The sequence below is a fragment of the Nibricoccus aquaticus genome, assembly GCF_002310495.1.
Lineage (GTDB): Bacteria > Verrucomicrobiota > Verrucomicrobiia > Opitutales > Opitutaceae > Nibricoccus > Nibricoccus aquaticus.
This window is the reverse complement of sequence record NZ_CP023344.1, coordinates 2,510,754-2,534,832: the sequence shown is the minus strand read 5'-3', so window position 1 is coordinate 2,534,832 and position 24,079 is coordinate 2,510,754. Positions and strand designations below refer to the sequence as shown.

Annotated in this window: 20 protein-coding genes; 10 read left to right on the top strand and 10 right to left on the bottom strand. The window is 63.3% G+C overall.

Features of this window, described 5'->3' with window-relative positions:
• Positions 1–33 precede the first annotated feature (33 nt).
• Positions 34–1,212: an alpha/beta hydrolase family protein gene (locus CMV30_RS10260; RefSeq protein ID WP_096055937.1), complete on the top strand. Its 1,179-nt coding sequence runs from the start codon at positions 34–36 to the stop codon at positions 1,210–1,212.
• Positions 1,213–1,352: 140 nt separating this feature from the next.
• Here CMV30_RS10260 and CMV30_RS10255 read toward each other — a convergent pair whose 3' ends face one another.
• A complete protein-coding gene (locus tag CMV30_RS10255) occupies positions 1,353–2,261 on the bottom strand; it encodes a LysR family transcriptional regulator (RefSeq protein ID WP_096055936.1) in 909 nt (302 codons plus the stop codon).
• An 83-nt stretch (positions 2,262–2,344) separates the two neighbouring features.
• Between CMV30_RS10255 and CMV30_RS10250 the strand changes: the two genes are divergently transcribed.
• The 5 genes from CMV30_RS10250 to CMV30_RS10230 are packed head-to-tail and all read left to right on the top strand — an operon-like array spanning position 2,345 to position 9,252.
• On the top strand, positions 2,345–2,851 hold the full coding sequence (locus tag CMV30_RS10250; protein ID WP_175414822.1) for a MarR family winged helix-turn-helix transcriptional regulator: 507 nt from the start codon (positions 2,345–2,347) through the stop codon (positions 2,849–2,851).
• 17 nt (positions 2,852–2,868) lie between these two features.
• Positions 2,869–4,080 carry an efflux RND transporter periplasmic adaptor subunit gene (locus tag CMV30_RS10245; RefSeq protein WP_096055934.1) on the top strand — a complete coding sequence of 404 codons (1,212 nt, stop codon included), beginning with the start codon at positions 2,869–2,871 and terminating at the stop codon, positions 4,078–4,080.
• 39 nt (positions 4,081–4,119) lie between these two features.
• Positions 4,120–7,269 (top strand): efflux RND transporter permease subunit, encoded by a 3,150-nt coding sequence (locus tag CMV30_RS10240; protein ID WP_096055933.1) that lies wholly within the window; start codon positions 4,120–4,122, stop codon positions 7,267–7,269.
• Complete coding sequence (locus CMV30_RS10235) at positions 7,262–8,689, top strand: efflux transporter outer membrane subunit (RefSeq protein WP_096055932.1); 1,428 nt, start codon at positions 7,262–7,264, stop codon at positions 8,687–8,689. Before CMV30_RS10240 ends, CMV30_RS10235 begins: the two co-directional genes overlap by 8 nt.
• Positions 8,689–9,252, top strand: coding sequence for a MarR family winged helix-turn-helix transcriptional regulator (locus CMV30_RS10230; RefSeq protein ID WP_096055931.1), 564 nt, complete (start codon positions 8,689–8,691; stop codon positions 9,250–9,252). Before CMV30_RS10235 ends, CMV30_RS10230 begins: the two co-directional genes overlap by 1 nt.
• A gap of 31 nt (positions 9,253–9,283) precedes the next feature.
• Here the strand turns inward: CMV30_RS10230 and ftsY are convergent, their stop codons facing one another.
• Genes ftsY through ribH form a run of 3 tightly spaced genes read right to left on the bottom strand, consistent with a single transcriptional unit; the run spans position 9,284 to position 11,140 of the window.
• Entirely contained in the window at positions 9,284–10,201 is a 918-nt protein-coding gene (gene ftsY / locus CMV30_RS10225; protein WP_096055930.1) for a signal recognition particle-docking protein FtsY, read from the bottom strand.
• A gap of 7 nt (positions 10,202–10,208) precedes the next feature.
• The gene (gene nusB / locus CMV30_RS10220; RefSeq protein WP_096055929.1) at positions 10,209–10,670 is read right to left on the bottom strand and encodes a transcription antitermination factor NusB; all 462 of its coding nucleotides are present in this window, start codon (positions 10,668–10,670) and stop codon (positions 10,209–10,211) included.
• Positions 10,667–11,140 (bottom strand): 6,7-dimethyl-8-ribityllumazine synthase, encoded by a 474-nt coding sequence (gene ribH / locus CMV30_RS10215; protein ID WP_096055928.1) that lies wholly within the window; start codon positions 11,138–11,140, stop codon positions 10,667–10,669. Before ribH ends, nusB begins: the two co-directional genes overlap by 4 nt.
• 122 nt (positions 11,141–11,262) lie before the next feature.
• On the opposite strand from ribH, the gene CMV30_RS10210 reads away from it, so the two are divergent.
• The gene (locus CMV30_RS10210; RefSeq protein ID WP_138223226.1) at positions 11,263–12,168 is read left to right on the top strand and encodes a transglutaminase family protein; all 906 of its coding nucleotides are present in this window, start codon (positions 11,263–11,265) and stop codon (positions 12,166–12,168) included.
• Between the two features lie 86 nt (positions 12,169–12,254).
• On the opposite strand, the gene CMV30_RS10205 is transcribed toward CMV30_RS10210, so the two are convergent.
• A complete protein-coding gene (locus CMV30_RS10205) occupies positions 12,255–12,734 on the bottom strand; it encodes a hypothetical protein (RefSeq protein WP_138223225.1) in 480 nt (159 codons plus the stop codon).
• Positions 12,735–12,838: 104 nt separating this feature from the next.
• Positions 12,839–14,206, bottom strand: coding sequence for a replication-associated recombination protein A (locus CMV30_RS10200; RefSeq protein WP_096055925.1), 1,368 nt, complete (start codon positions 14,204–14,206; stop codon positions 12,839–12,841).
• Between the two features lie 129 nt (positions 14,207–14,335).
• Between CMV30_RS10200 and CMV30_RS10195 the strand changes: the two genes are divergently transcribed.
• Together CMV30_RS10195 and CMV30_RS10190 are read left to right on the top strand one after the other, a co-directional pair.
• A complete protein-coding gene (locus tag CMV30_RS10195) occupies positions 14,336–15,940 on the top strand; it encodes a ComEC/Rec2 family competence protein (protein WP_175414821.1) in 1,605 nt (534 codons plus the stop codon).
• Positions 15,941–15,951: 11 nt separating this feature from the next.
• Entirely contained in the window at positions 15,952–16,236 is a 285-nt protein-coding gene (locus CMV30_RS10190; RefSeq protein WP_096055923.1) for a hypothetical protein, read from the top strand.
• Positions 16,237–16,279: 43 nt separating this feature from the next.
• Here CMV30_RS10190 and CMV30_RS10185 read toward each other — a convergent pair whose 3' ends face one another.
• The 4 genes from CMV30_RS10185 to yicI all read right to left on the bottom strand — a co-directional run bounded on the left by CMV30_RS10185 (position 16,280) and on the right by yicI (position 21,616).
• Positions 16,280–17,626: an FAD-dependent thymidylate synthase gene (locus CMV30_RS10185; protein ID WP_096055922.1), complete on the bottom strand. Its 1,347-nt coding sequence runs from the start codon at positions 17,624–17,626 to the stop codon at positions 16,280–16,282.
• 52 nt (positions 17,627–17,678) lie between these two features.
• The gene (locus tag CMV30_RS10180; RefSeq protein ID WP_096055921.1) at positions 17,679–18,758 is read right to left on the bottom strand and encodes a LacI family DNA-binding transcriptional regulator; all 1,080 of its coding nucleotides are present in this window, start codon (positions 18,756–18,758) and stop codon (positions 17,679–17,681) included.
• Positions 18,759–18,881: 123 nt separating this feature from the next.
• Positions 18,882–19,127, bottom strand: a complete 246-nt coding sequence (locus tag CMV30_RS19405; protein ID WP_138223224.1) for a hypothetical protein — start codon at positions 19,125–19,127, stop codon at positions 18,882–18,884.
• Between the two features lie 188 nt (positions 19,128–19,315).
• Positions 19,316–21,616: an alpha-xylosidase gene (gene yicI, locus CMV30_RS10175; protein ID WP_096055920.1), complete on the bottom strand. Its 2,301-nt coding sequence runs from the start codon at positions 21,614–21,616 to the stop codon at positions 19,316–19,318.
• 269 nt (positions 21,617–21,885) lie between these two features.
• On the opposite strand from yicI, the gene CMV30_RS10170 reads away from it, so the two are divergent.
• The gene (locus CMV30_RS10170) at positions 21,886–24,066 is read left to right on the top strand and encodes a WD40/YVTN/BNR-like repeat-containing protein (RefSeq protein ID WP_096055919.1); all 2,181 of its coding nucleotides are present in this window, start codon (positions 21,886–21,888) and stop codon (positions 24,064–24,066) included.
• The last annotated feature ends 13 nt before the right edge of the window (positions 24,067–24,079 follow it).

Below are 24,079 nucleotides of genomic sequence, written 5' to 3'. Positions count from 1 at the left end.
TGCCGCTTAAGCGCGTCTCCACTCGCGACGCCCATGCACGCTCTTCGCAGCTTCGCCCCAGCCATTTATCGCGCGCTCTACACAAGCGCTCTCACCGCCTTCGTCATCTCCGTCACTCTCTCCGCTCGCGCCCAATCCCCGCTCCAGCTCACCCGCACCGCCCCCGGTCAGTTCGCCCTCACCGTCCCCACGACCGCCGGCATCCCCTACCGCTTCCAATCCAGTCCCGATCTCGTCAACTGGTCCTACACGCCCCTCGCCGCGCTCGGCACCGGCTCGCCCACCGCGCATCCGCTCACCAGCGCCACGCCCTCCGCCTTCTGGCGCGTCGCCGAATTCCCCGCCGACACCGCCTACAAACCCCTCGCCACTCCCGGCCCGTTCACCGTCGCGCCATTCGCCGACGAAACCTGGTTCGACTCCGCCCGCGCCTACTCGATGCCCGTCCGCATCTACGCGCCCGCACTCTCGCACGGCAGCGGCCCCTTCCCCGTCGTCATCCTTTCCCACGGTCTCGCCGGCTCCATCGGCGCCTTCGATAATCTTTCCGCTTACCTGTCCTCGCACGGCTACATCTGCGTCATGATCGAGCACGCCGACGCTCGCCCCGACTCCCGCATCGAACGCCCCAAAGACGTCACCTTCGCCCTCGACGTCCTTCTCGCCTCGCCCGCCAACCCGCTCCTCGCCGGCCGCATCGACGCCACCCGCCTCGCTCACGCCGGGCACTCCTTCGGCGCCTTCACCACCCTCGCCCTCCTCGGTGCACGCTACCGCGAATCCGGCCCGCTCTCCCCCATCGTCCAGTTCCCGGATACACGCATCAAATGCGGTGTCGCCCTCTCTCCCCAAGGCGCCACCACCCTCGGCCTCTTCAGCGGCTCTTGGGATAACATCACACGCCCCTCCCTCACCATGCACGGCACGCTCGACTCCGCCCCCGGCACCGACGACCCCCTCACCCGCCGCCAGCCCTACGACGAGATGCCCGCCGGCAACAAAGCCCACCTCACCCTCGACCAAGGCGAGCACAACGATTTCTCCGACACCGGCATCTCTGAAGAAGGCGACCGCTTCTCCCGCTGGTATTTCCCCGCCACCCTCGCTTTCCTCGACGCCAATCTGAACAACGACCCCGCCGCACGCGCCTGGCTCGACTCCCTCGCCCTCACCCGCCTCAGCGCCGCCCTCGCCACGCTCGAAACAAAATAAAAACCCACCCCGCCGTTATCCTACTCGTTCTCCCCCGATCCTCCCCATCCGTGCCCTCCGTGAAATCCGTGGTCAAAAACTCACGTCCATCATCATCCATTCGCGGTTAAAAAATCACGCCCGCGCCCCCCTACTCGCTACTACTTCCCCCGCCCCTTCTGCATCTCCCGCAGCGTATCCACAAAATTACGCGCCAGCGACTTCCCCGCCGTCTTCCGCCACACCGCAAACAACTCCAGCTCCAGATCCGGCCCGTGCTCCTTGATCCGGCGGTAAACCACATCGTCCACGTTTCGCGACCGCGCCATCGGCAGCATCATCGAAACGCCGTGCCCGCCCGCCACCAGCGCCACCAACGATTCGAAACTGTTCACGCGCCGCAACGGCCGGTGCTTCAACCCGCGCGACGCGAACATCTGGTGAATCCTCTGCCGGTGCAGCTCATGCCGCTCCGTCTCGCCAATACAAAAAAACGGATCATCCGCCAGATCCGCCAGCGCCACCTTCTGCCGGTTCGCCAGCCGGTGTTCCGTGCTCATCAAAATCGCCACCGTCGCCTCCAGGATGCTCGCCCGCTCCAGCTCCTCCGGAATCTCCTCCTCCTTCATGATCGTGAACGCCACCTGCAGCTGCCCGCTGGCGAGGGCCTTCAACTGATCCGGCAGCCCGATCTCATGCACCATCACCTCCACGTCCGGATACTCCCTTCGAAAAGCCGCCAGAGCCGTCGGCAAAAATCCTGACGAAAACGCCCCCAGCCCGCCCACCACCAGCCGCCCGCGCTTCCCCGCCTCCGCCTCGCGCGCCAACATCACCGCCTCCCCCGCGCGCCGCAAAATCTCCCGCGCTTCTTCCAGAAAAAGCGCCCCCGCATCCGTCAGCGCCACACCCGTCGTGTTGCGATCCAGCAGCCGCGCGCCCACCTCGTCTTCGAGATTCTTGATCTGCTTGCTGAGCGCCGGCTGCGCCACCCGCAACTCATCCGCCGCCCGCCGGTAACTCAACGCATCTGCCACCGCCACGAAGTATCTCAGATGCCTCAGTTCCATCGGCCATCTGATAGCCAGAAGTTATCAGCCCGCAAACAACAAAGTCATTCCGGCTTTTCCCGTCTGGGACTAATATGCGCAGCGTGTCCGCCACACCTTCCACGTTTCTCGCACATGAAGCGCTCCTCCTCGCCAGCCGTCCGGCCGAAGAACGCCGCTGCCACGCTCTCCACGAACTCCTCGAAACCGGCCACGCCCTCTCTCACGCGCTCCGCACCGAGCTCGCCCGCGCCAGCCTCACCGAATCCGGCTTCCGTCTCCTCGCCTGTCTTTTTCGTAACCGCAGTGACACACTCACCTCCTCCGCTCTCGCCGACACACTTCATCTAAGCACCGCCGCTTTGAACCAACTTCTTTCGCGCTTGGAACTTTCCGGGCTCGTCTCGCGCGCTCCCGCTCCCGCCGGACGCCGCGCCCTGGTTGTTTCGATCACTGCAAAAGGCGCCGCCACATTTCAAACCGCCGCGCGCCGTCTCCTCGCTGCAACCGGTAAACTGATGGAACCGCTTGCATCCTCCGAACTCGAATCCCTCGACCACGCCTGCATTCGCCTCCGGGAAAATCTTACTCCGAGCGTAACACCGCACTAAAACCCTCCTTTTCTTCCATGACTCCAGAGAACCACCGCACCTCCTTCCGCCGGCCAGTCGCCGCAATCGCCTTCACCACGCTCGCCGCCGCCGCGATCTTCCTCGCCGGCTGCGGCAAAAAATCCACCGCCGCCGCCACGCCGCCGCCACTCGAGGTCGCCGTCCTCACCATCGCCCCCGAATCCGTCACGCTCACCCAGGAGCTTCCCGGTCGTACCTCCGCCTTCCGCCTCGCCGAGGTCCGCGCCCGCATCAGCGGCATCGTTCAAAAACGTCTGTTCACCGAGGGTGCCGACGTGAAAGAAGGCGACGTTCTCTTCGAGATCGATCCCGCTCCGTATCAAGCCGCCTTGGACAGCGCCCGCGCCAGCCTCGCCCGCGCCGAGGCTAATCTCGTCGCCGCCCAGTCACAGGCCGATCGCTTCAAAGGCCTCGTCGCTACCAACGCCATTTCCCAGCAGAACTACGACAACGCCATCGCCAGCCAGCTCGGCTTTGCCGCCGACGCCGCCGCCGGCAAAGCCGCCGTAAAAACCGCCGAGATCAACCTCGGCTACACCCGTGTCACCTCGCCCATCTCCGGCCGCATCGGTCGCGCCTACGTCACCGAGGGCGCATACGTGCAACAAGGCACCGCCACGCTTCTCGCAACAGTCCAGCAGCTCGACCCGCTCTACATCGACCTCAGCCAGTCCGCCGACGAGGTTCTCCGCCTGAAAGACGCCCTCGCCTCCGGCCGCCTCCAACGCGCCAGCGATGGCGCTGCGAAACTCTCCCTCATCCTCGCCAGCAACCAGCCCTACCCGCATCCCGGCGCGCTCCAGTTTTCCGATGTATCCGTAAATCCAGGCACCGGCTCCGTCACACTTCGCGCAATTGTCCCGAATCCCGACGCCAATCTCCTTCCCGGCATGTTTGTCCGCGCCCGCCTCGAAGAAGGCACTTCATCCGACGCCATCCTCGTTCCCCAGTCCGTCGTCTCTCGCAACAGCAAGGGCGAAGCCACCGCCATGATCGTCAACGCCGAGAACAAGGTCGAACTCCGCGTCCTCCAGACCGCCCGCACCGTCGGTACGCGCTGGCTCGTCGCCGGTGGCCTCAAGCCCGGTGACCGCGTCATCACCAACAATCTCCAAAAAATCCGCCCCGGCGCAGTCGTGAAACCTGTCCCCGCCTCCACCGCGTCCGCTTCTCCTGCGCCGCAGTCCGCTCAGACCGCCGCCCACTAAAACTCCGCGCTTCGTCTCAACTTTTTCCAAGGTCTTCTCATGGCCCGCTTCTTCATCGACCGTCCCGTCTTCGCCTGGGTTATCGCCATCGTCATCATGGTGGCCGGCATTCTCTCGATCCGCTCCCTGCCGATCGCCCAGTACCCGAGCATCGCCCCGCCGCAGATCGCCATCGGTGCGACTTATCCCGGCGCCTCCGCCAAAACCCTCGAAGACTCCGTCACCCAGGTCATCGAGCAGCGCATGACCGGCATCGACAACCTCCGCTACCTCGAGTCGCAGAGCGATTCCGCCGGCAACGTCACCATCACACTCACCTTTGAGGCCGGTACGAATCCCGACATCGCCCAGGTTCAGGTGCAGAACAAACTCGCCCTCGCCACGCCGCTCCTGCCTCAGGAGGTTCAGCAACTCGGCGTGCGCGTCACCAAGTCTGTCAGAAATTTCCTCATGGTTATCGGCTTCCGCTCCATCGACGGCAGCATGACCGAGCAGGACATCGGCGACTTCGTCACCAGCCGCATTCAAGAGCCACTCAGCCGCGTCCCGGGTGTCGGCGAGATTCAGTCCTTCGGCACCCAATACGCCATGCGCATCTGGCTCGATGCCGATAAACTCAACAACTACGGCCTCATGCCGTCCGACGTCTCTGTCGCGATCCGCGCACAAAACGCCCAGGTCTCCGCCGGCCAGCTCGGCGGCAATCCCGCCGCCGCCGGTCAGCTCCTCAACGCCACCATCACCGCGCAGACGCGTCTCGAAACGCCTGAGCAATTCGAGAAAATTCTCCTGCGCGTAAACGCGGACGGCTCCCGCGTCCTTCTGCGCGACGTCGCCCGCGTCGAACTCGGCGGTGAATCTTACGACCGCTCCGCCCGCTTCAGCGGCAAGCCCGCCTCCGGTATGGCCATCCGCCCCGCCACCGGCGCCAACGCACTCGAAACCGTCGCCGGCATCCGCGCCAAGATCGACGAACTCAAACCGTTCTTCCCGCAGGGCCTCGAGGTCGTCTACCCGCTCGATACCACGCCGTTCGTCCGTCTCTCCGTCGAGGAAGTCGTCAAGACTCTCGTCGAGGCAGTCATCCTCGTGTTCCTCGTTATGTATCTGTTTCTCCAGAACATCCGCGCCACGCTCATTCCCACGATCGCCGTGCCTGTCGTTTTGCTCGGCACCTTCGCGATCATGGCGCTCGCCGGATTCTCCATTAACACGCTCACGCTCTTCGGCGTCGTGCTCGCCATCGGCCTCCTCGTGGATGACGCCATCGTCGTCGTCGAAAACGTCGAGCGCGTCATGAGCGAGGAGGGTTTATCGCCCAAAGAAGCCACGAAAAAATCCATGCGCCAGATCACCGGCGCCCTCATCGGCATCGGTCTAGTCCTCTCAGCCGTGTTCATTCCCATGGCTTTCTTCGGTGGCTCCACCGGCGTCATCTACCGCCAGTTCTCCATCACCATCGTCTCAGCAATGGCACTCTCCGTGATCGTCGCCATCGTGCTCACGCCCGCTCTCTGCGCGACCATGCTGAGGCCCGTAAAAGCCGGTCATCATCACGAGAAACGTGGCTTCTTCGGCTGGTTCAACCGCACCTTTGATCGGGGCACCACCCGCTACGCGTCAGGTGTCACCGGCCTCGTCCGCCGCTCCGGCCGCTCACTGCTGATGTACGCGCTCATCGTCGGCGGCATGATCTGGCTCTTCAGTCGCATTCCGACCGGTTTCCTTCCCGATGAGGATCAAGGCATTCTCTTCGCCCAGGCCCAGCTCCCTCCCGGTTCCACCAGCGCCCAGACTCTCGAGGTGCTGAAAAAAATGGAGCAGCACTTCCTCGTCGACGAAGCCGAAAACGTCGACGGCATGTTCGGCGTCACCGGCTTCAGCTTCTCCGGCTTCGGCCAGAACCAGGCCTTCGCCTTCATCCGCCTCAAGGACTGGGAACACCGCTCCCGCGCCGACCAGAAGGTCAAAGCCGTCCAGGGCCGGGCCCTCGCCAAATTCTCCCAATTCAAAGAAGCCTTCGCGTTCGCCTTCGCACCGCCCGCCGTCCTCGAGCTCGGCACCGCCAGCGGCTTTGACCTGCGTCTCACCGACAACGCTTCCCAAGGCCACGAGGCGCTCATGGCCGCACGCAACCAGCTCCTCGGACTCGCTGGTGCTGACCAGCGCCTGCGCAGCGTCCGTCCCAACGGCCTCGACGACAACCCGCAGTTCAAACTCGATATCGACCAGGAAAAAGCCTCCGCGCTCGGTATTTCCCTGGCGGATATCAACAGCACCCTCGCCTCCGCCTGGGGCTCCTCCTACGTCAACGACTTCATCGACCGCGGCCGCGTGAAAAAAGTCTACCTCCAGGCCGACGCTCCTTTCCGCATGATGCCGGAGGACATCAACCGCTGGTACGTGCGCAATCGCTCTGGCGAAATGGTCCCGTTCTCCAGTTTCTCCTCCGCCCATTGGACCGTCGGTTCGCCCAAACTCGAACGCTTCAACGGCGTTCCTTCCGTCGCCATCATCGGCGAACCCGCCGCCGGAACCAGCTCCGGTCAGGCGATGCAGGTCATGACCGAACTCTCGGCAAAACTTCCTCCCGGCTTCGGCCTGCAATGGTCCGGCCTCTCCTACGAGGAACGCCTCACCGGCTCCCAAGGCCCTGCCCTCTACGCGATCTCCATCCTCATCGTCTTCCTGTGTCTAGCCGCGCTTTACGAGAGCTGGGCCATCCCGGCCGCCGTGCTCATGATCGTTCCACTCGGCGTCGTCGGCACGCTCCTCGCCGCGCTCTTCCGCGATCTCCCCAACGACGTTTACTTCCAGGTCGGCCTCTTAACGATCGTCGGTCTCTCCGCGAAGAACGCCATTCTCATCGTCGAATTCGCCAAGGAAAACTTCGACCGCGGCATGAGTCTCATGGATGCCGCCGCCCACGCCGCGCGACAACGCCTTCGCCCGATCCTGATGACCTCCCTCGCCTTCGGCCTCGGCGTTCTCCCGCTCGCCATCGCCAGCGGCGCCGGCTCCGGCAGCCAGAACGCCATCGGCACCGGCGTCATCGGCGGCACCATCACGGCCACCATCCTCGGCATCTTCTTCGTACCGCTCTTCTTCGTCACCGTCCTCAAACTCTTCCGCGTTAAACCCATCGCCGTCGCCGCCACCACCGCTCCGGAGGATTCCCGCCATGCTTAAACCCGCCGCATCCATTCTCTCCCTTGCACTGCTCGCTGGCTGCTCGCTCGCGCCCAAGTACGAGCGCCCCGCCGCCCCCGTCACCGCCGCGTATCCGGAAACCAAAGCCGCCGCTCCGTCCTCCGCGCCCACCGCCGCCGACATCGCCTGGCAGCAGTTCTTCGGCGACGCCCGCCTGCAACGCCTCATCGCCCTCGCCCTCGACAACAACCGCGATCTCCGCGTCTCCGCCCTCAACGTCGAACGCGTCCGCGCCCTCTACAACATCCAGCGCACCGCCTACATCCCGTCGTTCAACGCCACCGCCGACGGTTCGCGCCGCCGCTCACCCGACGATCTCAATGCCTCCGGCGAGGCCCAGACCACGAACAGCTTTGAGATCGGCGTCCGCATGCCGTCCTACGAACTGGATTTCTTCGGCCGCGTCGCGAGCCTCCGCGATCAAGTCCTCCAGCAATACCTCGCGACCGACGACGCCCGCCTCAGCGCCCGCCTCAGCCTGATCTCTGCTGTCGCGCGCCAATACCTCACACTCCTCGCCGCCGACGAACAACTCACCATCGCCCGCCAGACCTCCGACGCCGCCCAGCGCTCCTACGATCTGAACAAGCAAACCTTCGACGCCGGCGTCACCTCCGAGCTCGATCTGCGCACCGCCGAGGGCCAGCTCCAGTCCGTCCGCGCCAGCCTCGCGACTTTTCAACAGCAACGCGCCCAGGCCGAAAACGCCCTCGCTCTCCTCGTCGGCGGCCCGCTCCCCTCCGATCTTCCGCCCGCCGGCAATCTCGCCACGCAACCACTCATCGCCGATCTCCCTGCCGGTCTGCCCGCAGATCTGCTCACGCGCCGCCCCGACATCCGCGCCGCTGAGCACACGCTGCAAGCCGCCAACGCCAACATCGGCATCGCCCGCGCCGCCTTCTTCCCGTCGGTCAAACTCACTGCCTTCGGCGGCACCGCGAGCGCCGAACTCAGCGGTCTCTTCAAAGAAGGCTCCGGCTCCTGGAGCTTCGCGCCGTCGATCACTCTGCCGATTTTCGCTTCGGGCAAAAACAAGGCCGCGCTCGAGGTCGCCAAAATCGAAAAACGCATCGAGATCGCGCGTTACGAAAAGACCATCCAGACCGCCTTCCGCGAAGTCGCCGACGCCCTCGCCGTCCGCGCCACCATCGACACCCAGATCGCCGCGCAGCAAGCCCGCGTATCCGCCGCCCAACGCCGCTACGATCTTTCCGATCAACGCTTCCAGGCCGGCGTGGACAACTTCGTCACCGTCCTCCTCGCGCAGCAGGAGCTCTTCGGCGCGCAACAATCCCTCATCCAGGCCCGTCTCGCTCGCCTCTCCAATCTCACCGCCCTCTACGCCGCGCTCGGCGGCGGCTGGCAGGACGCCGCCCCCACTGTTGCCACAAAAAACTGATGCCGAAAGCCGCCAGGAAATCGCCCCGCCCGCTCCTGCGCAGAAAGCGCAGATCGTCTCCTCCGTGTCTCGATGCCGGCTGCGCCCACGCGTTCATCACAACGCTTTTCACCACGCTTTCCGCTCTGCGCGATTCGCTCGTCCGCATCTACAGCCCCTCCGGCCTCAACGAGCATAAGTTCGCCGTCCTCACCGCGCTCGCCGCGCAATCCCCCGCGCCTTCACTCGCCACTCAACTTGCGCGCGCCGCCGGCATCACCCGCGCGTCCATGACTGATCTGCTCGACGACCTCGAACGCCGCCACTGGATCGCCCGCAGCCGTGATCGCTCCGACCGCCGCGTCATCCAGGTCCACCTCACCACGCTCGGTCAGGAAGTCGTCGATACAACCAACGCCCACTTCAAAGCCATCTGCCACGACCTTTTGGGCGAAGCCAGTCCGCAAGAACTCAACCGTCTCGCCCGTCTCTGCGGCAACATCGGCCAGGCCAGTCGCTCCATCTGCACCCAAATTCCGCCCTTCCAGCCACCCGGCGCTCAGTGCCCCGTGCCTCAAAGATAGCAACGGCTTCACGCCGCGATAAGCGGCACCCTCACTCCAGCCCGAAGACCGCCTTCACGTAATTATCCACTGAGAACGGCTGCAAATCTTCCGCCTGTTCCCCGAGCCCAAGAAAATAAATCGGCAGCTTCAGCTGACGATAGATCCCCACCAGCGCACCACCCCGGCTCGTCCCATCGAGTTTCGTCACAATAAGTCCCGTGAGCCCGAAGCTCTGATGAAACGCCTTCGCCTGCTCGATCGAGTTCGAGCCCAGCGATCCATCCACCACCAGCCAGCGATGCTGCGGAGCGCTCGCATCGTGCTTCTGAAGCACGCGCCGGATCTTCGCCAGCTCCTGCATCAGGTTGCTCTTCGTGTGCAGCCGCCCCGCGGTATCGACGATCAGGTAATCCCGTTCCCGTGACTTCGCCGCCTGCCACGCATCAAACGCCACCGCCGCCGAGTCCGCGCCCGTGTGGCTCGCGACGATCTCCAGCTCCAGCCGCGTCGCCCACGCCTTGAGCTGTTCGACAGCCGCTGCGCGGAAGGTGTCGCACGCCGCGAGCGTCACTGTCTTTCCGTCTTCCTTGAGTTTCCACGCGAGCTTCGCCGAGGTCGTCGTCTTGCCCGAACCATTCACGCCGATCATCGCGATCACTGTCGGCTTCGCAGCCGCCTCCGTCAGCACACCTTCTGCGCCCGCCAGCACACGCTTCAAAACCGCCGCCCCGATCTGCGCCGCCTGCTGCCCGTGCAGCGCTTTATCCTTTTTGTACGCCGCTTTGATCTCCGCTAAAATTTCCTCGGTCGTCTCGACGCCAAAGTCCGCCGTGTAGAGCGCCTCCTCGAGTGTCTCCAGCGACGACGCGTCGATCGGCTTCTGCCCAAAAATGGCCGCCGTCTTCGCCGCAATCGCCGAAACCGTCTTGGCGAACCCGTCCTTAAATTTTTTGAAGAGCCCGAACATCACGCGATCATTCTGCCGTCGTCGCCTTGCGCGAGTCCCTCCCGAGCTGGTCCTTCAACCGGTCCAGGATGCCGTTGATGAACCGCTTCGAGTCTGCATTCGAAAACTGCTTCGAAAGATCGATCGCCTCGTTGATCGAGACGACTGGTGGGATGTCTTTGCGATAAACCATCTCGAACATCGCCAGCCGCAGGATCGAGAGATCGATGCGCGCGATGCGGTCGAACTCCCAGTTGTGCGCCAGTGCTTTGATGCGCGTATCGATGTCAGCAACGTTATCGATCACTCCGTGAATCAGCTCTTCGCCAAAAGCATAATGCTCACGCGGCTTGTCCACTTTTTCGAGGTTCTCGAAAAAGTACCGCAGATCCTCCAGCAGATTGGCCGGAGCGTTGATGCTCCATGCGTAGAGATACTGGAGGGCCGCGACACGACCGTCACGGCGTTGGGCAAACAGGGCCTTGCTCATTGGGAAAGGGATTTTTTCAACGCCGCCATTTCGAGCGCCGAGTTCGCGAACTCACCGCCGCGGTTGATTTTGCCGAGACAACGCTCCTCGGCCTGCTTCAGGTTTTCAGCGACGACCACGCCGTTGATCACGGGCACCTTCGCATCGAGCGCCACGCGCTGCAGCCCGCTCGTGGCCGACTCTGCGATCAACTCGTAGTGAATCGTGCCACCGCGGATCAAAACCCCGAGTGCGATCACGACATCGGGCTTGCGCCGCGCAGCGAGCAACTGGGCCGCGACCGGCAGTTCGTTTGAGCCGGGCACGCGCACGACATGGAGATTTTTCTTCTTCACGCCCGCATCGTGCAGTTGTTTCACGACCTGCTCCAGCAGCGCATCGGTGAGCCGTGCATTAAAGCGGGCGGCGGCGATACCGACCGTGAAGGGCGATCCGTCGATGGACAACAGCTGTGGCGCGTCGAGACTCATGGCTTGGAAGGAACGGAAATGTCTGCGGGTCGCAATCGCACGCCGCAACTCAATTTCCCCACTCGATCCGGCACGCCAAAAGCTTGCTCCCCGCGCCTCCCCGCAAACTCTCACCACCGTCCATGCGCTTCCGAATCGAACACCGCACCTCGTACCGCTACGCGGGTACCGCATCGGAATCGTTCATGGAGGCGCGCCTCACGCCCGTGAACGACGACCAGCAGCGCCTCATCTCGCGCCAGCTCACCACCACGCCCGGCAGCAACATCCACACGTACACCGACTACTTCGGCAACACCGTGGAAACCTTCTCCATCGTCCACCGCCACAGCGCGCTCGTGCTCGTCAGCGAATCTGAAGTCGAGACCCTTCCCATCCCCCCGCCGAACGCCGCGCTCGACATCAGCGTCTCCGAAGCCCGGCAAATCTACCGCAGCGAACGGCTGCAACTGTACGAGTTCCTCCGCCCCTCGCCCGCCATCGAACTCACTCCCGAGATCAACCAGCTCGCCAACCAGTTTTTCAAACCGAGCGATCCCCTCGGCCCCTCGCTCCTCAAGCTCAACACCTGGATCAAAGAAAACTTCAAGTACTCGCCCGGCGCCACACGCATCGACACACCCGTTTCCGCCGTGCTCAAAAACCGTACTGGCGTTTGCCAGGATTTCGCCCAGCTCATGATCGCCGTACTGCGCTCGGCCGAGATCCCCGCGCGCTACATCACGGGCTACATCGAGACCGACAGCCAGCGCGATGCCTCGGAAGAAGGCGTCGATGCCGCGCTCATCGGCGCCAGCGAAAGCCACGCCTGGGTCGATGTGCGCCTGCCTGGCGGTTTCTGGTGGCCCCTCGATCCCACCAACGACTGCATCGCTGGCGAACGCCACGTGAAAGTCGCCACCGGCCGCGATTATCAAGACAGCACCCCGACCCGCGGCGTCTTTAAAGGCACTTACACCGAGTGGCTCAACGTCGGCGTCGTCATGCAGCGGATTCAAAACCCCGTGCCCGAAAACGCGGGCCTGTAGAAACCCAGCGCACGCCGCGCCATCAGCAGACGCAAAAAAGCCCGCCTTCACAGACGGGCTCAGCGAGCAGATCTCTCGCAAAAAAATTATCCGCGGAAATTCACCACGTGCGATTCGAGCACCACATCGTCCGGCCCGATCAACGTCAGATAAACTTTGAACACGTACGGCGGACGCACCGCCACATTGCCCCGCAGCGCCTTGCCTTCATCCGCTGGATTCAAGATCGAGCGCTCTTCACCCGCCTTGTTGACCGGATCCCAGCGGGCGATCGCGCGGATCGCATCCGCATCCACCGGCTTTTTTTTCGCGTCGTAGAAAGAGAGTTTGAAGTGAATCCCCTCGACCGTGAGCGAGAGAAAGCCGCCGCCGGAGCGGGCGATGACCGAGCCAGGAAGCACGATCTCCGCTTCCTCCTCAGCCGCTGCCTCTGGCGCGGGAGCCGGTTTCGCGGCTCCGCCTTTGGGCGCCGTTTTCTTAGGCGCGGTCTGAGCAACGAGAGGGACAACCATGCCGATCGATGCGGCCATCAACAACGACTTCGCGAGCCCTGCGTTGAATTTCATGACGAGCAACTTAGGTCAGCCCGTGCCTCCCGCAAGTGGCATTGTGTTAAGGTCGGGTAAAAGCCCGCCCGCGATTTTCCCCGCATTTCTACGGATTTGAACGCTCACCGCTTCGCCTGGATCTGCGCCTTGAGTTCCTTCCAGCGCGCCAACCGCTCCGCGATCTTCGCCTCCGGCCCAAGCAGCTTCGGCTCGTAGAGTGCGAGCGGCGTTTCGAGATAATCCTGTCCCGAGATATTCTCCGGATAATCGTGCGAGTAACGATAACCCTTCCCATGCCCCGCCCGCTTGCTGGCCTGACCGCCTTTGTCGCGAACCGGCAGCGGCACGCTCTGCACCGGCTGGCTGGATACCGCGTGCTTTGCGGCGGCGAGCGCGAGCGTGACCGAGTTGCTCTTCGGCGCGCAGGCGATGTGCAGCGTTGCGTGCGCCAGCGCATATTCCGCTTCGGGCAGTCCCACAAACTCGCACGCGTGATGCGCCGCCACCGCAAGGGGCAACGCGAGCGCGTCAGCCAGGCCCACATCTTCCGAGGCGAGAATCACCAGGCGCCGCGCGATGAAGCGCGGGTCTTCCCCACCGCCGAGCATTTTCGCCAGCCAGTACATCGCCGCATCGGGATCGGAGCCGCGGCAACTTTTGATGAAGGCTGAAATGGTGTCGTAATGCTCGTCCTCGTCGGCGTCGTAGCGAATGCGGCGCTCGCGCGCAAACGCCTCCAGCTCCGTCGCGGTAATCGCGGAGTTCTCCGGCAGGCTGAGCACGATCACTTCGAGCGAGTTGAGCGCTCGCCGCAGATCGCCGTCGCACAGCACCGCGAGATCGGCGAGCACCGCGTCATCCGCCGTACAGCCACGCGCGCCCAAACCGCGTTCCATATCAGCCAGCGCGCGCTTCATCACACTGGCGACGGCGGCGGTCGCGAGCGGCTCCAGCCGGAAAAGATGACTGCGGCTGAGCAGCGGCGGATTCACATAAAACCCGGGGTTGTGCGTGGTCGCACCGATGAGTCGCACGTGGCCTTCCTCGACGTCGGGCAGCAGCAAGTCCTGCTGCGATTTGTTGAAACGGTGCAGCTCGTCGATGAACAGCAGCGTCGGCCCATCCCCGCTCGTGCGGCGCGCGGTCGTGAGGATTTCGCGCAACTCGGCGACGTTCGACATCACCGCGTTGATGCGCACGAAACGGCTCTTGGTTTCACGTGCGATCACTTCCGCGAAACTCGTTTTTCCACAACCAGGCGGACCGTAGAAAATCAGCGAGCCGAAGCGATTCGTCGCAATCAGCCGGGGCAGCAAAGCACCCGGCGCGGTGAGCTGCTCCTGACCGACAATCTCCGGAAGCGTGCGCGGCCTCATGCGCGCGGCGAGCGGCTGGTTCGCGGGCGGCTTCGCGGGAAGCGACGACGCGGAACTGCGCGCAGCGGCGGCGGACGTGTCACCAAAGAAATCGGATTGCTCGGCGGAGGGCATTTGCGGGCCACACTCATGCACAGAATTTTCCAGGAATGAAGGGCCGCGTGCAGAAATGTGTGGGCATCGCCGCGCCCGCGTGGTTTCCGTTGGGTGATGATCGGGAGATGTCTTCGCCACCGGGCTCCGGTGCTTTGGCTGCTGCTGCCGCTCATGGGAGGAGTGATCGCGGGAAAAATCCTGCCGTGGTCCTGTCCCGTGGGCTGGTTGCTCGGCGGAGCTTTCGCTGCGGCCGGTATCGCGGTGTGGTTTTCCAATCACGCGCGGATTTGGAGCATCGGACTTTGCCTCGCCGTTTTTCTCAGCGGTGCCGCTGCCTACGAACTACGCCGCGCGCGGATCGACAGCTGGGACTCGCTGCCACCGCGCGAAGCCCGGCTGACGCTGAGGATTGAGCGAGTGTTCCCGCCCCTGCCCGATGGCAAAAAAGTCAGCGGGCTCGCCACAATCACGGAGGCCGACACGCATCTGCGCGAGCTGATCGGGCAGCGGCTTTATTTTTCTCTCGGCAAAAAAATCAGAGAGCCCGAGCCCGCACGTTCGTCCGAGATCGTCGTCACCGGCTTGCTCGAAACGCTGCCGCGCGAAGCACCGCTGGCGACGTTCGAAGGTTTTCTCACAGCCTCGGGCCTTAACTTCCAGCTGACACGCGGCCGTGTTCACGACGTCTCCCGCGAAGCCGGAACGTATGCGCTATTTTGCGAGCGAATGCTCGAGCGCTTCGGCGCGATTCTTTCACATGGACTGGAACGGCAGCCGGCGCTCGCCGGTGCGTTGCGCGCGATGTTGCTCGGCCAGCAGCACGAACTCGGCGAGGAGCAGACGCTGCAATTTCGCCAGAGTGGCACGATGCACCTCTTCGCGATCAGCGGACTCCACATCGTCGTGATCGCGGTGGCGTTGCACGGCACGCTCGCCCTGCTGCGACTGCCACGCGTCGCGCAGGTCGCGATCGGTCTCGTCGCGCTCTGGCTCTACGTGGACATCACCGGTGGAAGTCCCTCGGCCGTGCGCGCGTTTTTCATGATCGCGCTGACGCACGCCGCGCTCGTGCTGCGGCTGCCGGTGAATCCGATCGCCACGCTTTCCTCGGCGGCGCTGGTGTCGTTGATCCTCGATCCGATGGAGCTCTTCAGCGCGAGTTTCCAGATGTCGTACGGCATCGTGGCGGCGCTGCTGCTGCTAGGGCTGCCCTTGACCGAACGATGGACGGAGCGGTGGCCGCTCTTTCGCGATCTGCCGAAAGCGACGTGGCGCTGGCATCACCATGCGCGCGACCACATCTGGCGTTGGCTGCTCGGCGCGGTCGCGCTCGGCGTCTCCACGACACTCATCAGCACGGTGTGCGGCGTGGTGTTTTTCCAACTGTTCACGCCCGGCGGATTGCTGGCGAATCTCGTGCTCATTCCGGTCTCATCGCTGGTGATCCTCGGCGGATTCCTCTCACTACTGTGCGGACTGGCCGGGCTCACGCCGCTGTGCGCGCTGTTCAATCACGCGGCAGCGCTAGTGCTGGCGTTCATGGAGTGGAGCATCGCGTGGCTGCTGAAGATCCCGGGCTTTTTCCTGCACGTGGAGTTTCTCAGCACGTGGGCAGGTCTCGCCGTTTTCGGGATGGTGCTCGCGTCGATGGTCTACGGTTACTCGCGGCAATGGACGCCGAAGCGAGGCGGATTCTGGCCGCCGTTTGCGCTGACCGCGCTGGCGCTTGTGTTGATCGCACGTTTCGGCTGAATGCACCCCCTATGAAGAGCGCCTACGAACTCGCGATGGAACGCCTCGCCAAATCGGATCCCGACGCGGGCAAGCCGCTCAGCGCCGAGAAAAAAGCCCGGCTCGCGGACATCGACGCGGTGTACAAAGGCAAAATCGCCGAGCGAGAGATCTTCCTGAAACAGCAGCTCGATGCCGCGCTAGCCGGGGCGAACTACGAAGAGATCCAAAAAATCTCCAAACAGATGGCCAGCGAGCGCGCCCGGCTCGAAGAGGAACGCGACGACGAAAAAGAACGCGTTCGCCGCGAGAAATAAGTGACCGCCGGCATCACCCTGCCGCCCGTGGAATCAGGGCGGATTATTCCGGCTCGGCGGTGCCTTCGACGACCCACTCGCGGGCCTCGGGGACTTGCTTGAAAAACTCCCGAAGTGTGGCGCTGAGGTGTTCCGCGTAGCGATAGTGCGCGCCCATGCCGGTGCGCAGCTCGGCTTCGTAGATGAACTTATCTCCGTGCGTGCTGTGCTCAAACGGTGTCTGCGCGCCGAGCAACAGCGAATAAACGTACGCGGCTGAACCGCGCTGCATCAGCTCGCGCGTGAGCGCGGCCTGCTCGTCGAGGAGCGCGTTGTGATCGCTGTGCTTGATCTCGGGCGGCAAATAAAAACCGGCCTGGATAAACGGCGTGTAGCGATGCCCCGTGCGGTGGCGGTTGAGGTCGCGCAGCTCGGCGATAGCCATGTTGTTCCAGGCGAAGCTCACCTTCATGCGGCGCGAGGCGGTGCCGTGTTGCGCGTAGCGGTTCGGGCGGTGGCGCAGCGCTTCGGAGAGCGATTGTACTTCGGGTAGAAACGGCGGCGTCGCGCGGTCAACATGGACCCAGACTTCATCGGCGAGTTGTTTCGTCGAGAGACGCTCAAGGCCGAGCAAGCAACTGAGCGCGAGTTCCTGGCGCGCCTGTTCTTCGTAGGACTTCTCCGCGTAGCTGTGCCGCATGAGACGCGGCGACTGCTTGAGGAGTTCGTCGCGGATGAGTTTCGCCGCGGCCTTCGCTTCGGGATGCGGCAGCGAGTCGAGATGCTTCACGGTCGTAGCCCACATGCGCGAGGTCTGCACGAGACCGAGATTGGTGCGCGTGGCGAGTGGGATGAAGTAACGGGCGCGGTCTAGCGCGTAGTTTTTGCGCAGACGGGTGACGACGGCAGGCTTTGCATCAGGCGGCACGCGCACGAGCGACGGTTGCGCAGTCGCGGCAGCGTCAAGACGGGCGTATTCGGAATTATAAGCCGCGAACGATTTCGCCATCAGCGCCTGCCAGCGCGGCGCGAGATCGTCGGGGATGCCGAGCTCGGCGGCGGTCGGCAGATTCGACGCGTCCATCGTAATATAGCGCGTGCTCGATTCCTGACCGTCGGCCATCTGGGCGATCTCGAAAATTTTATACGCGAGCCACATCGACACGTCATCGAGCGCGATGGCGAGTCCGCCGGTGAGGCCGCCGATCGAAGCATGTCCGTAGTCGACGAATTTCAGGATGCGGTCGATGGAGGCCTCGGGGTTGGCGAGGTCCACCTTGCTCATGATGGCTCCGATGCCCTCGTTGCTGCGCGAGTAGCGCGCGAGCACGGAAGCGAGCAGCTCCGGTGTGACTTTGGGAAGGTCGGCGGCGGTGGGTGGCGGGACAAGAGCGAGTCCAGTGACTTTCATACGGCGTGCGGTCCAAGCACGAAGCCGGACGGACCGGCAAAAGCCAGAGATTTTATTTCGCTTTCAAATTCCGGACTGAAGCGCGCTCGACCAGCTCAACCGGAAACACGATGGACTTCGGCTCGGTGTGATCGGCCTGACCTTGGTGCTGCTGGATGCGTGTGAGCAAAGACTCGACGGCTTTCATACCCATGACGCGGAGTGGCTGACGCACGGTGGTCAGCTGCGGCCTGGTCGTGCGGGCCGCGAGGCTGTCGTCAAAGCCGGTCACGGAAACATCCTCGGGCACGCGGACACCCGCTTCCGAAAGCGCTTCGAGACATCCGACAGCCATGGGATCGCTGGCGCAAAAAATCGCGTCGGGCAGAGGTTTGTTCTGATTTCCCTTCAGCCAGTCGGTGATCGCGCGGCGGCCGATGCTGGCACTGAAACCGGCTTCGACCACGAGCGACGCATCGAAGGGGATGCGCGCCGAAACGAGGGCGCGGCGATAGCCATTAAGCCGCCGTTCCGCGCCGAGCAGGCCGCTCTGACCGGCGAGGTGAAGAATGCGGCGGTGTCCCTTCGCGATCAGATGGCGGACAATTTCGTACGCCCCGTTTTCTTCGTCGCTCTCGATGTTGAGCACGCCCGGAATCGGGACGTTGGCGTGGAGCGCGACGAACGGTGTGTGCTCGGGCAGGTGTTTCGCCGTTTCATTGCTGATGATCGGCGCGACAAGAATAAGTCCGTCGATGCGGCCGTCGCAAAAGCCGTTCAAGCGCCCGAAATCCTGCTCCCAGTCGTGGAGCGTGAACACAGTGGTGTTTTGATTATGGTGCGCGGCGGCTTCGAGGACGCCGTTAAAGACTTCGAGGAAGTAGTGATTCAGATCGCCGCTCTCGTCGAACACCGTGGCGACACCGATGGTGTTCATCTTGCGCTCGGCGAGCGCGCGTGCTGCGGCGTTGGGCCGGTAGCGGAGTTTCGTCGCCGCTGCCAGGATACGCTCCCGGGTTTCCGGCGAAATGCGCGAGGAAGTGCGGGCGCCATTGAGCACTGCCGAGGCCGCCATCGCGGAAACCCCTGCTTCGCGACCGACGTCGGCGAGCGTGGCGGCGCGGATGGCTTTTCGTTTGGCAGGACGAGGCATGTGGGAGGATCGCGCACGAGCGGCGCGAGGCCCGATCAGCGATAGAACGTCCGCAAATGTCGAAGAAAAAGCCCGCGCGATAAACGGCGCGGGCTTGGGCGAAACAACGCGATACCGGCGGAATCAGGCCGTCAGTTCACCGCTGTAGCGCGTATCAAGTCCTTCATTGTGCCCGGGCGGCACGACGTGTGCGCCTTCAGCGTGACGGGACGCGTACCAGACGGGACACCGGCATTCCTCCGATTGAGCAGTCGCTTCGGTGATGACGACAGCTGTGGTTGCGGATTTCTTAACGCCCAGCGGCTTGCCGAGGGCGGACCAAGCGGACGTCAGCGAGAGACTCACATCGGGCCATTTGTACGTATTCATGGGGTTGGGGTGTTATCGGTTTACGAGCCAGAGCGGCATGCGCGGGTACGCTTAGCCACTCGGTCGGAAATTAAAAAAGCCCGGGGCAGCCCGGAAAGAACATCTACGAGAAATAGCGGTATCAGCATTTTTCGTTAAATCACCACAAAAAATCCGGACCGTTTGAGTTTTACGTTTCAGACTGCGGCTTACGACGCGATCACCGCCGAGCGGCCGTTTGCCACGACACGTTTAGACGAGACAGCAGGCTGCGCAGCGTTCGCAAACGATCCACCCACAGCCAGCGACCAGCGTCCGATCTGCCCAGAGACCACGTTAGCCTCGTAGCGATTACCTTCGCGGCGGACTTTTATTTCCGCGCGCTCGGCGCCTTTCAGGTCCGTTACACGGCAGCTGGCCTCCGAGCCATCGGCCAGTTCGTAAGCGTGGATCGTCACATCGTCCGCATAGTCGTAGTCCGGACGCGCATCAGTCGCGCCGAGCGCCAGCACCGTGTTGTCGCGGACAAACAGCCCGAGACTAAGGAACCCGTGTTGAGCGCGCCGCCAGCGACCGCCTTCTTGAACTTCACCGGAGAGCAGATGAGTCCAGCGACCTTCCGGCAGATAATAATCCACCCAGCCGTCCTCCGAGAAAACTGGCGCGACGAGCAACGAGCCTCCGAGCATGTACTGGCGGTCGAGCGTGTCGCAGGCGGGATCATGCGGGAACTCCAGCTGCATCGGGCGCATCATCGGAATACCTTCGCGATGCGCCTCCCCTGCCGCCGCGTACAGGTAAGGCATGAGGCGGCATTTCAGTTTTGTGAAGAAGCGCAGCACGTCGCACGCATCGTCGTCATAATTCCACGGTACGCGATACGATGAGCTCCCGTGCAACCGGCTGTGCGACGACATCAGGCCAAACGCCACCCAGCGCTTGTACACGGCCGCCGGCGGAAGCCCCTCGAAGCCCCCGATGTCGTGGCTCCAATAACCAAAGCCGCACATGCTCAGCGAAAGCCCGCCGCGCAGGCTCTCCGCCATCGACTCAAGCGTAGACCACGAATCACCGCCCCAGTGGATCGGGAAACGCTGCCCCGACGCATAGGACGACCGCGCGAACAACGCCGCTTCACCTTTGCCGCGAATCTCTTCGAGCACTTTGAAGACAACCTCGTTGTAGAGGATCGGGTAGAAATTATGCATCCCCACCGGATCGGAGCCGTCGTGGTAAACGATTCCCTCGGTCGGGATGCGTTCGCCGAAATCCGTCTTGAAACTGTCAACACCCATCGCGGCCAGACGGCGCAGATGATCGCCGAACCATTGGCACGCCGCCGGATTCGTGAAGTCCACGATCGCCATGCCCGGCTGCCAGAGATCCGTCTGCCACACAGAGCCGTCTTTTTTCTTGATGAAGAAACCGCCCTTGCGTCCTTCCTCGAACAACACCGAGCGCTGGCCGATGTAGGGATTTATCCACAACGAAATTTTCAGCCCGCGCTCGTGCAGCCGTTTCAACATGCCGGCTGGATCGGGAAACGTGCGCGGGTCCCACTGGAAGTTGCACCAGTCGAACTCCCGCATCCAGAAGCAGTCGAAGTGGAAAACGCTCAGCGGCAGATCGCGCGACTTCATCCCTTCGATGAAACTCACGCACGTCGCTTCGTCATAACTCGTCGTGAACGACGTCGTCAGCCACAGGCCAAACGTCCACGCAGGGGGCAGCGCCGGACGCCCCGTCAAAGCCGTGAGTTTCCGCAAAATCTCCTTCGGCGTCGGCCCGTAGATCAGAAAATATTCCAGCGATTCTCCCGGCTGGCTGAACTGCACGCGCGCCACTTTTTCTGACGCCACCTCGAACGACACCGGCCCCGTGCTGTTCACGAGCACGCCGTAGCCGCGATTCGTCATGTAGAACGGCACCGACTTGTACGCCTGCTCCGACGCCGTGCCGCCGTCCTTGTTATCGTTCTCCACCACCTGCCCGTTTTTCACGAACGCCGTGAACCGCTCCCCCAGTCCGTAAACGCATTCGCCCACGCCGAGATTGAGCTGCTCGTGAACGAAATTCCCATGCCCCGGCCACTGGATATAGCCGAGTCCACGCCAGCCGCTCTTCGTCAATGTACGCCCGCCACCCTCAAAAACGATTTCCCATCCATCGCGCTTCAAACGCACCGTCAGTCCGCCCGAACGCAGCGACGCCGCATCCTTGCGGTTCTCGATGACGACCTTCGGTGCCGCCACCGGCTGCAACGGGATCTGCGGATTGCGATCCTCCGTCCCGACGAAGTGCTCCAGCCGCACCCGCACCACATCATCCATCGGCGCGCTCAACGTCACCGTCAGCAACGGCCCGCCCAACGTGTCCCCGCGATGCTTGATCGGCCTCGTCGGCGCATGGACGACCAGGCTCTCGCCCTCAGTCGTGACATCGTGAACTTCCGCCGGATAAAAAGCACTGACGCCGGGCTGAAGTATCCACTGACCATCGGTGAATTTCATGAGCTGAAAAAAGTGAGCACAACCCGATCAACCGGGTCTCGATTCAAGTCGCGTGAAACTCCGGGCGCATGCTCCCGGAGCAATCATCCAAGCGAACGGACTCTTCGAATCGAAAATCACGACAATGCGGACGGACGGGGTGAGTAAGGGCTTGAAAACACGTGGTGATTTCAAAGTTTAAGGCTAAATCAACGTGAGTTTGCTGGCGTCGCGCAAGCAAAAATCCCCAACGTCGCTTAACCACACCACGCCCGCCCCGCCCCAGTTGCATGATGCCCCTCTTTCGCCCCCGCTCCCTCATCATCACGCTTCTCGGCGTGGCCGCTATCTGTGCCTCCACGCTTTCCGCCGCGCCCGCCAAACCAGCATTCACCAACTACACCTGGCGCAACGTCCCCATCACCGGCGGCGGTTTCGTCTCCGGCATCGTCTTCAACTCCACCCAACCCGGCCTCATCTACGCCCGCACCGACGTCGGCGGCGCATATCGGTGGCTCCCCGACAAGTCTCGCTGGCTCCCGCTCAACGACGATCTCGGCACCGAAGACACCGAACTCCTCGGCATCGTCAGCCTCGCCACAGATCCGCTCGAACCGCAACGCGTGTACCTCGCCGCCGGTCAGTACCTCGCCGACTGGGGGAAAAACTCCGCCATCCTCAGCTCCACTGACTACGGCGCCACCTGGCAACGCACTCCCCTGCCCTTCAAACTCGGTGGCAATGCCGACGGCCGCTCCACCGGCGAACGCCTCCAGATCGATCCGCATAAAAACAACCGTCTCCTCCTCGGCACCAATCAGGACGGCCTATGGCTGAGCGAAGACTTCGCGCTAACCTGGAAAAAAATCACCCGCTTCCCCGTCGCGAGCATCACGCTAACACTCTTCGACCACCTCAGCGGCTCCGCTGGCAACCCGACTCCCGTGATCTACGTCGGCGTCAACGACCTCAAAGGCCCCGCGCTCTTTCGCAGCACCGACACCGGCAAAACCTGGAACCCCGTCCCAGGCCAGCCCTCCGGCCTGATCCCTCACCACGCCGCCATCGCCACCGACGGCATACTCTACCTCACCTACGGAGACTACCTCGGCCCCAACGACGTCACCCGCGGCGCCGTCTGGAAATATTCCCCTTCCGACAACCGCTGGACCGACATCTCTCCCGCGCAACCCGGCATGCTCGATCGCGACACCTTCGGCTACGCCGGCCTCGCCCTCGACGCGAAAAACCCCGGCAACCTCCTCGTCTCCACGCTCAACCGCTGGACCCTCGGCGACGAAATCTTCCGCAGCACCGACTCGGGTGCCACCTGGAAACCCATCCTCTCTTCCGCGCCGCAAGGCACCTCTACCGCTCCCTACGTCGCGAAACTCAAACCCCACTGGATCGGCGATCTCGACTTAGATCCCTTCGATTCCGCCCGCGCGTATTTCGTTACCGGTTACGGAATCTTCGGCACCGACAACGCCACCGCCACCGACTCCGGCGGCATCACCCGCTGGAGCTTCGCCGCCACCGTCGGCATTGAGGAAACCGTCCCGCTCGCCCTCATCAGTCCACCCGAAGGAGCTCCTCTCGTTAGCGCCATCGGCGACTTCGGCGGGTTCCGCCACGATAACCTCAACGCAGTCACTCCTCGCGGCACCCACGCGCCCATGTACGGCACCAATCTCTCCATCGAGTTCGCCGAAAACGCCCCCGCCAAAATCGTCCGCACCCACTCCGGCCCCACCCGCGCCTCACTCTCACTCGACGGCGCTCTCACCTGGATCGACTTTCCGTCCGCCCCTCCCACGGCCCTGAAAAACGGCCCGGGCAAAATCGCCATCTCCACCGACGGCAAAACCCTCCTCTGGCTCCCAAAAAAATCTGCCCCCTTTTTCTCCACCGACGACGGCACGACTTGGACCGCCTCCATCGGCGCTTTCGTCTCCGCCGCCGACTACCGCAACGACACTCCCGTCGCCGACCGTGTCGATCCGTCCAAATTCTACCTCTACGACCAGACCACCGGCACCGCCTACTACAGCCACGACGGTGCGCGCTCCTTCAAAAAATCCGCCACCCGGATTCCCGCCGCAGGCACCACGCCCAAATCCGTCCCCGGCCACGCCGGCCACATCTGGATTCCCACCGAGTCCGGCATCTACCGCTCAACCGACGGCGGTGTGACCTACTCGAAAATGGAAAACATCCTCTCCGCCTCCGCCCTCGGCTTCGGCAAACCTGCCGCAGGCCAGCGCCACCCCGCGATCTACCTCGCCGGGAAAATCCCGCCCTACCACGCCATCTTCCGCTCCGACGACGGCGGCCTCACCTGGCTCGTCCTCAACACCGCCCGCACCCGCTTCGGCTTCATCAACGTCATCACCGGGGATAGCCGCACTCACGGCCGCGTTTACCTCGGCACCGGCGGCCGCGGCCTCCTCGTCGGCGAACCCGCTCGCTAACTCCTCGCACCCG